Origin of the sequence: Lutibacter aestuarii (assembly GCF_042676885.1) — a bacterium.
Taxonomy (GTDB): domain Bacteria; phylum Bacteroidota; class Bacteroidia; order Flavobacteriales; family Flavobacteriaceae; genus Lutibacter; species Lutibacter aestuarii.
The window spans coordinates 310,753-323,489 of record NZ_JBHTIC010000008.1 but is presented as its reverse complement, the minus strand read 5'-3'; the positions used below and the strand labels follow the sequence as shown (position 1 = coordinate 323,489).

Here is a 12,737-nt window from a genome sequence, read left to right as displayed (position 1 = left end):
TTGAATGAAACCTTTTTAAGAATTTACATAAAATGGCTATTTTCTTTTAAACCTATAGAATCTAGAATATAACGTAAGTTTTTTCTTAGTATTTATAAAATAAACACCTGTAAGTAAAATTATTGCTGCAATTATTGATTGTAACGAAATTTGCTCATTTAAAAAATACCAACCCAACGCCAAGGCAATTATTGGGTTTACATACGTTGAAGTAGCCACTTTTTCTGGTGAAACAACTCTTAATAAGTAATTAAATGAAGTAAACGCTACAATACTTCCAAATACTATTAGAATAATCATTGAAAATTGTACAGATTGTGTCCAATTTGCTGGAGACGTCCAAACTTCACCAAAAGTAAAACTTCCTATTAAGAGAATAATACCTCCAGTTAACATTTGATAACCTGTGTTAATAAAAAAATTTGATGGTAGGTTTGCTTTAGAAACAAAAATACTTCCATAACTCCAACTAACCATACAAACAAACACCATTAACATTCCAATTACTGTATTTTCATCTCTTATCAATTCTTTTTGACTTACCAATAAAAAAATACCAATAAAGCCTAGTAAAATTCCAATTAAAGACATTGCGTAAATCTTTTTTCTTTCAAATACACGCATCATTAATAAAACAACTAATGGTTGTGCAGAAATTTCTAAAGCGGCTAATCCACTATCTACATATTTTAAAGCCCAAACTACAACACCATTTCCAAAAGCTAAAAATAAAAATCCTGCTATTGCAGTGTTTAGCAATTGCCTTTTTGTAATACGCAAACTAATTTTTAAAATTCGAGCAATACTAAAAATTAAAATACTGGCAGAAATAAATCTAATGGAAGCCAACATTAAAGGTGGTAACTCCGTTACTGCAATTTTGTTTAATAAATAAGTAGATCCCCAAATTACATAAATGGAAAAAAAGGCTAAAACAATTAAAATAGGATTGGGTGTTTTTTCCATTGTAAGGTAATAAAATTAATAGGCCAATGTTATGAAAAATATTTTACATAGAAATGTGCCTAATGCTACATTTCCATAATTTTAAATTCTAAAAAATAATTCAATAATAAAACTTTGTTAATCAATACATTATAATGGTTTATGGGAAGTTAAAAATCAATAACAAAGCCAATACTTGGAATTAATTTTCCGTTATCAGTCTTAATTTCTACTAGGTTTTTAGGAGTAACTTGTTCGCCTTTGTCATTTCTCTCTAAACCATATTCTGGAGGTTGTGGTGCATTATGTGTTAAAAGATTTTGAAATTCAATATATAAATCAATTGCATATTTTTTTAGATTCCATTTTTTATCAATTCTAACATCTAATTGATTAAATGTTTTTAGTTTAAGCTCTCCTAACCTACTATAATCAAGCACAATATTAGGATAGCTATTTAGTGTTTCTTCTTTATTTATAGGAACGTAGGGTGTTTTTCCTGAAAATCTAAAGCGTGAACTTAACTCCCAATTTTTTTTCAATTTATATCCTCCTGTAAATGATATTAAATGCCTGCTATCCCAAACTGAAGGAACATACTTTGAAGTTTGAAAACCAGTAAATTCACTATAAAAAAATGTGTACGAAAAAATTCCATAAAAATTATTTGTTAATTTCTGTTGGTACAACAGCTCTGTACCAAAAGTACGTCCTTTTCCAATGGTTTCAATTTCTTCATTACCCAATACTTCAAAACCTGCTCCTTTATTTGCTAGCGATATTCCGTCTAAAACTGAAATGGGATACTTATCATATTTTTTATAAAATCCTTCAAAAGTAATTGAAGAAGCTGGGCCAAGAATACGTTCAATTCCAACTACGTAATGAATGCTTTGTGTATAATCTGCGTCTTTATTTATTAAATTATTTGAAGCATCTCTAAATCCTAAACTTGTATAAGGCAAAATTTTATAATAGATACCTAAGGATGCATTTAATTTCCAAACCTCATTTAAATTGTATGATAATGACATCCTTGGAGAAAAGTTGGCACTACGTGAATTATTTTTTGTAAATGTATCAGCATCTAACCTAAAGCCAAAAGAAAAATCTAATTTATCATCAAAAAAAGAGGTAGTTGTATTGGCAAAATATCCATATTTATAAAAATTTATTTTAGTATTATAGTCAATATTTGAACCTACATCAATAGTAGAATTTGAATAGTTAGAATATTGTGTATTAACACCTGTAGAGAATTTCCAATTACTTAAAAATTTTGTATACTGAAATCTAAACTTTGTTTCAGTTTCTTTAGAATTATTACTAAAATACACATTGCTTTTAGTTTCATTATCTTGATAACGAGTAAATTGATTGGTTAAGGAGTTGGTACTTAATGTTGTTTGAAAAAAACCACTTCCATCTTTAAATCTACGTTTCCAAGAAACACCCATAGTATTGGTTTGCTGTTCAATAATTGGAACTTGTTCTAATGTAGCCTGTTGCTCTTCATCATATTCTTTGGAAGCTTCTATAGAAAAATCATCAACTGACCCAATTCCTAAAACAGAAATTTCATTATAGTCATCAACTTTATGAGCTATTTTATATTGATAATCCCAATAATCTGGTCTAATTGGCAACCCTATCAATTCAAACAAAAATTTCAAATAACTTCTTCTAGCGGAAACAATAAAACTTGTTTTACTTTCTTTGGCATTATTTTTAAATAAAGGCCCTTCTAAGGTTAATGCTGTTTCACTAGCTCCTAATCTAAAATTTCCATTAAACTTTCTATTATTACCCTTGCGCTGTTTAAACTGTAAAACACCTGATAAAGGATTGTCATATTGTGCACCAAAAGACGAAGATGACAAAGTTACATCATCAATAAAAGCTACATTGAGCATACCAACAGGACCGCCAGAACTACCTTGTGTACTAAAATGATTAATGTTTGGAATTTCCATTCCATCCAAATAATAAACCGTTTCATTAGGGGCTCCACCGCGAATAATTAAATCGTTTCTAAAACCTCCAACTGACGGAGAAACACCAGGTAAAGATTGTGCTACATTAACTACATCATTATTTCCTCCAGGATAAGTAGCTATTTCATTTGCTGATAAAGTTTGGGTTGACAATGGAGTTTCTTTTGGCCTGCTAATTTTTCGATTCGTAATTACAATTTCTTGCAGTTTTTCTGAAGCTACAGTTAAAAAAAAATTATATTGTTGGTTTCCTTTTGATTTAACAATAATATTAAATTTGGTTTGTGGTTGAAATCCTAAATAACTAGCAGTTAAATTATAAGAATCTGGTTCAATCCCTTTTAAAATAAAAAAACCATCTTCATTTGTAGTTATTCCTATTTGTGTATTTTCTAAATAAACGGATGCTCCAAATAATGGAGTGCCCATTTCATCTTTTACATACCCTGTTAACTCACCAAAAACTTGAGCTTGAATAGTTATTGAAATAAATGTTAAAATTAATAGGAATCTATTTTTCATAAAAAGAGTTATGATTACAAATATAAAAAAAGCCACCTTATTGAAAGTGGCTTTTAAAGCTTGATTAACTAATAATTGTCTATTCTTTTAATCTTATTTATTTAAGTACATTTTAACAGCTCCTAATTTACTATTTACATGAAGTTTTTTATAAATATTTTTAGCATGAAATCTTACAGTGTCTATAGTTATAAATAATTTATTGGCTATATTTTTAAAAGGCAAACCTTCAGAAAGTGCTTGTAAAACTTCAATTTCTCTAGCTGATAGTTTTTCAAAACCATCAACTTTATGTGATTTTTGAGGATTAAAGTAATGAATTATTTTTTTAGCTACTACAGGAGAAATTGGCGCACCTGCTTCTAAAGTTTGTAACACTCCATTTTTTATAGATTTTAATGGCGTATTTTTAAGTAAATAGCCATCTGACCCAGCTTTTAAAGCATCAAAAACATGTTTATCATCTTTATAAATAGTCAACATTATAATATAAACATCAGGATATTGATGTTTGATATGATGAATTCCTTCTATACCAGACATGCCTGGAAGATTTATATCTAAAAGTATCACCTTTAAATCTGGGCTGTTACCAATGCATTTTAGAAATTGTTCAACAGAATCGACAGCAATTTTACAAGAAAAGTTAGGATCACTATTAAAATATAATTCAATTCCTTCTCTTATAATTTTATTGTCTTCAATTATGGCAACATTTAAAACTTCCATTTTTTTAAAATTACATTAAATTTAAATATCTAAAAATAGTAAACAACTACATTTTCATGTAGTTATTTATTTAAATAATCTATCCAAAGTTCTATTGTAAACCCATCCTTTGTAAAAATTTCAAGATGAGATTTCATTTTAACTGCACGTAGGCGCATATTATTTATACCGTTTCCATTTAATTTATCTCTAGTCAAACTGATATTTTTACCATTATCCTGTATTCTTAATCTTATACTTTTTTTGTCTTTAAAAAAAGAAACTGAAACATGTGTTGCGTTAGAATGTTTAATAATATTTGTAATGGCTTCTTTAAATATTAAAAATACATGTTGCCTATAATCTTGTTTCAATAAAATTGATTTTTTTTCTTCAATAGCATCTAAATTAAATGTAATATTTTTTGGTGTTAACAACAAGTACATCACATTATTCATTCGGTCAGATAAGTTTTGTAGGCTATTATTCCTTGAATCTATTGCCCAAACTATATCACTAAGGGTATCAACTGCTTCTCTGCTTTGAATTGAAATTTGACTTAATACTTTATCTTTAGCTTTTATTGTTAGCTTCTCACTTAATAATTCTGCTCTTATTGCAATCCCTGTTAAAGCACTACCTAATTCATCATGTAAATCTCTTGAAATTCTTAATCTCAACTCTTCCATTTTTTTGATGTGTCCTAACTCATACCTCCTTATAGAAAACCCTATTAGAACCATAAACCCTCCTAAAAAAGTTATAAACCACCATCTTTTATAATATATTTGCTTTACTGTAATTGGGATTTTGATACTTTGTTTACTCCATTTTCCATAGTTTGTAGAAGCCATAACTTCTAAATTATACTCTCCAGGAGGTAAATTTGTAAAAGATAAAACATTTGTTTTACTCAATAGCCTCCATTCGTTTTGTAAACCTGAAAATTTATATTTGTACTTATTATTTTCTGGCTGTAAATAATCTGAAACAGAAAATTCGAAATTAACAAATGTATTATCATATGGTAAAGTTAAAGATTTAAGGTTATTATTATCAACATTAATAACCATTGTTGAATCTTTTGTTGAACTGTACCAACTTACTTTTGTTATATTTAATTTGAAGTTGGTAATATCTGTATCAAAATCTTCTGGAAAAAAACTAGAAATCCCATTTTGACCTCCCATAAATAACTCACCGTTTTTAGACTTTAATTGCGATGATGAATTGAACTCATTATCTGCTAAGCCATTAAAATCATAAAAATTAACAAATAAATTATTTAAGGTATCTAAACGAGAAAGCCCATGTAAGGTTCCAACCCAAATATCATTTTTAAAACCAGGCAATATAGAATAGGTAGTATTATTACTTAATCCTTGAAATTCATTAAATATTTTAATCCTATGAGTATTAATATCATATTTTAAGATTCCATTAGATTGTGTTGCCAACCATAATGTTCCCTTGTTTATTAAAATTGTGCGAATCTCATAGAAAATACTTCTTATTTTTGAAACGTTAACCATCATTAAGTCATTGTTATTGTTATAGATAACCTTAAGATGAAACAAACCTGTACTAGTTCCTATCCATAAACTTCCTTTTTTGTTACTTTTAATATCGTAAATTATATCTTTATTTAAATTATCATTAGCTAAACTTTCAATCTCTCCTTTTTGGGAATTGTAATATTTTAATCCATTTCTTGTTCCAAACCAAACAATATCATTTTCATCCTTAAATATTTTAAAAATATGATTGTTGTAATTGTTAAATTTATTTTTTTTAAAATAAGGCCTTAGAACATTTGTTTTTTTATTATAAATTCCTAATCCTCCTCCTTGTGTACCAACAAAAAGATTTAAAGAGTCTAATTCTAATAATGAAAAAGGGCTTGAATTTATTTTGTTCGTCCAATTTAAATTTTTAAAAGTTTTAGATATTGAATCATATTTAAATAAATCAGTTTGATTTACCGTATAAATATCATTATTCACATCTTGAATAATAGACCTAATTTTATTGGCTTTTGAAAGTTCTAAAGAGTGTAAATGATTTCTAAATAAATTTTGCTTTTGCTTAAATTTATATAGCCCTGTTGCAGTTGCAATCCATAATAAACCTGTACTATCTACAAAAAAAGAATTTATCCAGGTTTCACTTTTTCCAATATTAATTTTTAAAAAAACATTATTTGTTTCTAAACTAAATAGATAAAAAGTACCGTTATTTGTTCCTAAATAAACTTTATTATTTTTATCAGTAAATGCTAGACCTTGCAAATTTTCTTTTTCATTAAATTTAATACCTGCATCAACAAAGCTTTGTGTAGTTAATTGGTATTTTAAAATTTTATTTTCTGTCGCTAAATAGGTTACAGAGTTTTGCTGGAATAATGTTTGAGGGCTTTCTTTTGATGTTCTAATTATTTTTACTGCAGATGAATTTATAAGTGCTATTTTTTTTATATTAGATTCTAACTCTGTAGCCTCAATAATTAAATTATTATTTGGCATCTCTAAAATTTCATTAATTGTTGAATTTGTTGAAACATCTTTTATTTTAAAATTTTGAAAATGATTATTCCCTAAATATTTACTTATTGAATTGGTATTATAACCTATCCAAATAGTATTATTTTTATCTTTAAATAATTTTGTTACATAGTTGTTTGGAATAGATCGTTTATCATTTTCCAAATGAATATAACTTTGCATTACTTTTGTATTTAAGTTTAATACATTAATCCCTCCTTTAGAGGCAATCCACAAATTATTATTATCAATTAATAGGCTTCTTATATTATTATCTAAAAGGGATGGATTTGAAGTTATATTATATGCTATAAAATTGTAGCCATCATATCTGTATAAACCTAAATTTGTTCCAATCCATAAAAACCCATTTGAGTCTTGCTCAATACTTATAATATTATGGTTTTGGAGTTTAGTGCTAATCGTTACATTATCAATAAAACTAAATTCTTGAGCTTTTAAATTTATAAATGAATTTAAAAACAATAAGAAAAATAGTAAATATCTAATAATCAACATCACGGTAAAAGTTTAATAAGTAACAATTATTTAACTTCTATGAAAGGTACTATATTTTTTTACACACAAATATAAAACATCTAAAAAAAAAGTCTATTTAATTGAAAACTACATTATTATGTAGTTGTACTCACCTCTATTAAGGTGTAGTTTTACAAAACTAATTATGATATAGCTATAAAAGTTAGTAAAACCAATAATCAAACAATTACTAAAATTTAAATTAAAAACTATCAATTATGAAAAATGTTAAAGTATTATTACTAGCCTTCGCCTTTACTTTTGGAACACTTGCTTTATTCGCTTTTGAAACTACACCTGACATACCAGTAAAAGAAATTAGAAGCCAAATTATTGAACTTTTTGATACTCCTGAATTTTATGTTGCTGAAGATATCAATGTTCAAATTAAATTTTCCTTTGATTCTGAAGGTAAAATAGTCATTTTATCTGTAGATTCAAAAGATCCAGAAATTTTAAAATATGTTCGTAAAAGTATGAATCATAAAGTTATATATACTCCAGGAGAAACGGATAGAGTATTTACAATGCCGTTGAGAATAACCAAATAACAACCACTAATTAAAACAAAAAAACTTAAGCTGATAAAGTTTAAGTTTTTTGTTCTACTAACTAAAAACTACATTTATATGTAGGTGACTTATAAAATTACTATTGTAACTTTATATGACCAACGAATTAAAATCTATTATTATGAAAAATATTAAACTATTATTATTGATTCTAGTCTTTGGAACTTCAAGTATTTACGCTTTTAATTCTGATTCAAAAAAACCTAAAGATAAATTTAAACCAATGACTCAAATTATAGTTTCATACTCCAACGGTTTTAGCGGAATGGAAGGAAATAATATATTATATTTTAATCACAATTTCAAAGGGCATTTATTCACTGAAAAAGTGGTTTCAAAAAAATATTCTGTATTAACAATTATAAAAGAAAAATTGAATTATAAAAAGTTTGAAAAGCAAGCAATAAAAAATTATTCTTATTTACTACCTGAAATTGTTTTAAAAGAATAAAAACTATGAAAAAAAACTTAATTAAAACTTAAAAAGACTCAAATTTATTGGTTTGAGTCTTTTTTAATTTATATTTTCTCAGCGGATTATATTTTTTTAACACGAACAGCATTCATCCCTTTTAAACCCTTTTCTAATTCAAAAGAAACTTTATCATTTTCTTTAATTTCTTCAGTTAAACCGCTCACGTGAACAAAATATTTTTCTTGCGATTGGTTATCAATTATAAATCCAAAGCCTTTAGAAGTATCAAAAAATGAAACTTTACCTTTATAATCAGTAGCTTCATCCTCTCCTCTATCTTCTTTCTTAGGAATTCCAATTTCTATACTTGAAGCATCCACTTTTACTTTTTTGGAAGGATCTGGAGGTGTACTTGTAAGTTGTCCGAATTCATCAACATAAATAAATTCACTATCTTGACCGCTTGCTTTTCGTTCCTCTTTTCTAAGAAGTTTATCTTTCTTTTTCTTTAATCGTTTTTTTTCTCTTTCTTTTTTCCCAAAGGTTTCTTGTGATCCTGCCATTAATTTAAGTAAATTATATTTTTAGTTATACTACCAAATTTTTATTAAGGTAATTTAGTTGTTATTATAACACTAATAAAATGTTTGCTAACTTAATTTATTTAACTTAAATTTTACAAAAACAAACCAAGTGAAGGTAATAACTTGTTTCAACTTTATACATTGAAAATAAACGCTTCTAAGTGAAACTTTTGCAAATATAGTATTTTAATTTATTAAACATTTAAATTATTTTAACGACTTTAACAAACCTTTTTGCTTTATTAAACTTTAGAATCTTATTTTTGCTGACTAATTTATAAAATTAACAAATGTCATTTTTAACTATTTTTAGATCAATCGCATTTTTAGAAGGTCTATCCTATCTATTACTTTTATTCATTGCAGTCCCTATTAAATATTCTATGGGCAATGAAAGTTATGTTAAAATGTTAGGTATGCCTCATGGTTTTTTATTTATTGGTTATGTTGTAGTAGCATTTTTAATAAAATCTGATTATAAATGGACTAATAAAGAGTTTTTATTTGTATTGGCAGCTTCAATAATTCCTTTTGGCACATTTTATATTGATAAAAAATATTTGAAATAATTTATTTGCTACTTTTAGGTTTTACCTAAGTTTTATATAACTTTAAAACTTTTTATAGGTCATTTATATGCAAAATTTAAAAAGTAAAGAAGCATTAATTAAGTTATTTAATAATCAGCAAAAAAATCAATTTTATGTTGGAAATTCCACATATAAACAACGTTTAAAAAAATTAAACGTCTTAAAAAAAGCTATTGAAAAAAAGTATAGAACAAAAATACAAGAAGCCTTGTATGCTGATTTTAAAAAGCCATTTACTGAAACCGATTTAACCGAAATTTATCCTATTATTAGTGAAATTAAGCATGTAAAATTTCACTTAAAATCTTGGATGAATAAACAAAGAGTTGCAACTCCAATTGCACTTTTAGGTGCTTCATCTTATGTAAAATACGAACCAAAAGGTGTGTGTTTAATTATTTCTCCATGGAATTTTCCTATCAATTTAACATTTAGTCCATTAATCTCTGCTATTGCTGCTGGAAATACGGTAATCATTAAACCATCAGAACTTACACCAAATACTTCGCATTTAATGAAGGAGATTGTTGAAGAGCTATTTGATGAACAAGAAATTGCCTTAATAGAAGGTGAAATAGAAACTTCTCAAGAGCTTTTAAAATTACCATTTAACCATATTTTTTTTACAGGCTCTCCATCTGTTGGAAAAATAGTTATGAAAGCAGCAGCAAAAAATCTAAGTTCTATAACTCTTGAATTAGGTGGTAAATCTCCAACTATAGTTGATAAAACTGCCAACATTAAAACAGCCGCTAAAAAAATCATTTGGGGAAAATTTATAAATAACGGACAAACTTGTATAGCTCCTGATTATATTTTAGTACATCAAACCGTAAAAAGTGAACTTTTAAAAGAGTTGAAAAAACAAATCAGTAATTTTTATTCAAACAATCCAGCTGCTTCAAGTTCCTACTGTAGAATTGTAAATGAAAAACACTTTAATAGGTTAAAAGATCACATTTTAAAAGCTAAACAATCAGAAGCTTCCATTGAATTAGGTGGAAATTTTAATAAGGATGAAAATTATATAGAACCCACAATAATTAGCAATCTACCTATAAATTCAGATTTATTACAAGAAGAAATCTTTGGACCCATTTTACCAATTATTAGTTTTCAAAATTTGAATGAAGCTATTAATTATATAAATTCTAAAGAAAAACCTTTAGCACTTTATATTTATACTAAAAGCAATAAAACAGCCAATTTTATTATTCATAATACAAGAGCTGGTGGTACGTGTATCAATCATAATATCATCCATTATTCAAATCACAACCTCCCTTTTGGTGGATCAAATAATAGCGGAATAGGTAAAAGTCATGGGTTTTATGGTTTTCAAGAATTTTCTAATAAAAGAGCCATTTTAAAACAACACACAAAAGGAAGCATTGAGTTTTTATTTCCCCCTTATTCAAAACTTAAACAGAAACTTATTAATTTTACAATTAAATGGCTTTAATTTTAATAAATGTATAATTAAATATGTTAATTTTATGAATAGTAATTTATTTTAATTAATTTGGTTGTCATATAATCATCTAACTTTTAAACTATTTATTATGACAAGTTCAAAAAAACCAACAACTGTATTTTGGATAATTAGTGTTTTAGCCCTTTTTTGGAATATTATGGGGGTGGTTGCTTATTTAGGGCAAGCTTATATGACTGATGAAGTTTTAACAATGTTGCCCGAAGCTGATCAAGCATACCACAATGGGGTTCCAGCTTGGGTAACAGCTGCATTTGCTTTAGCTGTCTTTTCTGGTTTACTCGGATGTGTAGGATTATTAATGAAGAAAAAATTTGCCACTACGCTTTTTATGTTATCACTTATAACAGTTATAATTCAATTTATTTACAATGCATTTATCCAAAATTTTGTAGAAGTCACTGGATCAAAATTAATGATGCCTATTGCAATAATTGTAATTGCAATATTTTTAGTTTGGTTTTCCAAAGACGCTACTAAAAAAGGTTATTTATCCTAAATTAATGAAAAAGAGTAACTCAAAAAGCTTGAAATAAATTTCAGGCTTTTTTTATCCTTAAATTCAAATTTAAAATACAAATTGTTTATACATTTGAATTTGTATGAAAAAAATAATAATTATAGGATTTGTATGGCCAGAGCCTAATTCAACAGCAGCAGGTAGTAGAATGCTCCAGCTAATCCAGCTATTTTTAAGTAATAATTATAAAGTTACATTTGCTAGTGTAGCTTCACAAAATGAAAAATCGTATAAATTAGAAGCATTAGGAATTGAAACTAATTCTATTCAACTCAACAGTGCTAGTTTTGATACATTTATAAAAAAAATAAACCCTGAAATTGTTTTATTTGATAGATATATAACAGAAGAACAATTTGGATGGCGAGTAGCAGAAAATTGTCCTAATGCACTTAGAATTTTAGATACTGAAGATTTACATTTTCTTAGAAATGCACGTTTTGTATCCTATAAAAAGAAATGCGAACTCACACCAAACTTGCTAATTAATGACATTACTAAAAGAGAAGTCGCTAGCATTTATAGATGTGATTTAACACTAATTATTTCAAAATATGAATTGAAATTGTTAAAAAAAACATTTAATATTCCTAAGCAATTACTGTTTTATATTCCTTTTCTATTAGATTCCATCTCTGAAAAAGCATTTAAGCTCTACCCTTCATTTGAACAAAGAATAAACTTTATGACTATTGGAAATTTTAAGCATGAGCCAAACTGGAATGCAGTTGTATATTTAAAAGAAACTATTTGGCCATTGATCAGAAAAGAACTTCCTAAAGCAAATTTAACTATTTATGGGGCATATAGCTCTCAAAAAGTAGAACAACTCCATAATAAAAAAGAGGGTTTTTTAATTGAAGGCTGGGTTGAATCTACTGAAAAAGCATTTTCAAATGCTAAAATTTGCTTAGCCCCATTGCAATTTGGAGCTGGTTTAAAAGGTAAATTAATTGATGCTATGAAGTATGGAACTCCAAGTATTACGACTACTATTGGAGCTGAAGCAATGCATCAAAAATTACAGTGGAATGGTTGTATTGAAGATGATCCAAAGAAATTTGCTGAAAGAGCAGTTGAGTTTTATAAAAATAAAATGTTGTGGAAACAAGCACAGCAAAATGGTGTTAAAATAATTAACCAGTGCTATCTAAAAGAAAAATTTGAATCTAAATTTATAAACCAACTTGAGTATGTACTAAAAAATATTGAGTTACATCGGTTGAATAACTTTATAGGAGCTATGCTAACACATCATACATTAAAAAGTACTAAATATTTATCTAAATGGATTGAAGAAAAGAATAAGATTTAA

11 protein-coding genes are annotated in these 12,737 nt (G+C 26.8%); 6 read left to right on the top strand and 5 right to left on the bottom strand.

Annotated features, from left to right (window positions below; all coding sequences use genetic code 11):
- Positions 1–36: 36 nt before the first annotated feature.
- From ACFQZW_RS08965 to ACFQZW_RS08950, 4 genes are all read right to left on the bottom strand, one after another.
- The gene (locus tag ACFQZW_RS08965; RefSeq protein ID WP_298262535.1) at positions 37–966 is read right to left on the bottom strand and encodes an EamA family transporter; all 930 of its coding nucleotides are present in this window, start codon (positions 964–966) and stop codon (positions 37–39) included.
- 149 nt (positions 967–1,115) lie between these two features.
- Positions 1,116–3,461, bottom strand: a complete 2,346-nt coding sequence (locus ACFQZW_RS08960; RefSeq protein WP_386782493.1) for a TonB-dependent receptor — start codon at positions 3,459–3,461, stop codon at positions 1,116–1,118.
- 93 nt (positions 3,462–3,554) lie between these two features.
- The gene (locus ACFQZW_RS08955) at positions 3,555–4,190 is read right to left on the bottom strand and encodes a response regulator transcription factor (RefSeq protein ID WP_298262533.1); all 636 of its coding nucleotides are present in this window, start codon (positions 4,188–4,190) and stop codon (positions 3,555–3,557) included.
- Positions 4,191–4,252: 62 nt separating this feature from the next.
- Positions 4,253–7,228 carry a ligand-binding sensor domain-containing protein gene (locus tag ACFQZW_RS08950; RefSeq protein ID WP_386782490.1) on the bottom strand — a complete coding sequence of 992 codons (2,976 nt, stop codon included), beginning with the start codon at positions 7,226–7,228 and terminating at the stop codon, positions 4,253–4,255.
- Positions 7,229–7,467: 239 nt separating this feature from the next.
- On the opposite strand from ACFQZW_RS08950, the gene ACFQZW_RS08945 reads away from it, so the two are divergent.
- Together ACFQZW_RS08945 and ACFQZW_RS08940 are read left to right on the top strand one after the other, a co-directional pair.
- Positions 7,468–7,800, top strand: a complete 333-nt coding sequence (locus ACFQZW_RS08945) for a hypothetical protein (protein WP_298262531.1) — start codon at positions 7,468–7,470, stop codon at positions 7,798–7,800.
- A gap of 142 nt (positions 7,801–7,942) precedes the next feature.
- Positions 7,943–8,272: a hypothetical protein gene (locus ACFQZW_RS08940; protein ID WP_386782487.1), complete on the top strand. Its 330-nt coding sequence runs from the start codon at positions 7,943–7,945 to the stop codon at positions 8,270–8,272.
- Between the two features lie 86 nt (positions 8,273–8,358).
- Here the strand turns inward: ACFQZW_RS08940 and ACFQZW_RS08935 are convergent, their stop codons facing one another.
- Positions 8,359–8,799: a cold-shock protein gene (locus tag ACFQZW_RS08935; protein ID WP_298262529.1), complete on the bottom strand. Its 441-nt coding sequence runs from the start codon at positions 8,797–8,799 to the stop codon at positions 8,359–8,361.
- A gap of 311 nt (positions 8,800–9,110) precedes the next feature.
- Between ACFQZW_RS08935 and ACFQZW_RS08930 the strand changes: the two genes are divergently transcribed.
- From ACFQZW_RS08930 to ACFQZW_RS08915, 4 genes are all read left to right on the top strand, one after another.
- Positions 9,111–9,389 (top strand): DUF3817 domain-containing protein, encoded by a 279-nt coding sequence (locus ACFQZW_RS08930; RefSeq protein ID WP_298262528.1) that lies wholly within the window; start codon positions 9,111–9,113, stop codon positions 9,387–9,389.
- A gap of 67 nt (positions 9,390–9,456) precedes the next feature.
- The gene (locus ACFQZW_RS08925; protein WP_386782484.1) at positions 9,457–10,872 is read left to right on the top strand and encodes an aldehyde dehydrogenase family protein; all 1,416 of its coding nucleotides are present in this window, start codon (positions 9,457–9,459) and stop codon (positions 10,870–10,872) included.
- A 100-nt stretch (positions 10,873–10,972) separates the two neighbouring features.
- A complete protein-coding gene (locus ACFQZW_RS08920) occupies positions 10,973–11,401 on the top strand; it encodes a hypothetical protein (protein WP_298262526.1) in 429 nt (142 codons plus the stop codon).
- Between the two features lie 103 nt (positions 11,402–11,504).
- Positions 11,505–12,737 (top strand): glycosyltransferase family 4 protein, encoded by a 1,233-nt coding sequence (locus ACFQZW_RS08915; protein ID WP_372800412.1) that lies wholly within the window; start codon positions 11,505–11,507, stop codon positions 12,735–12,737.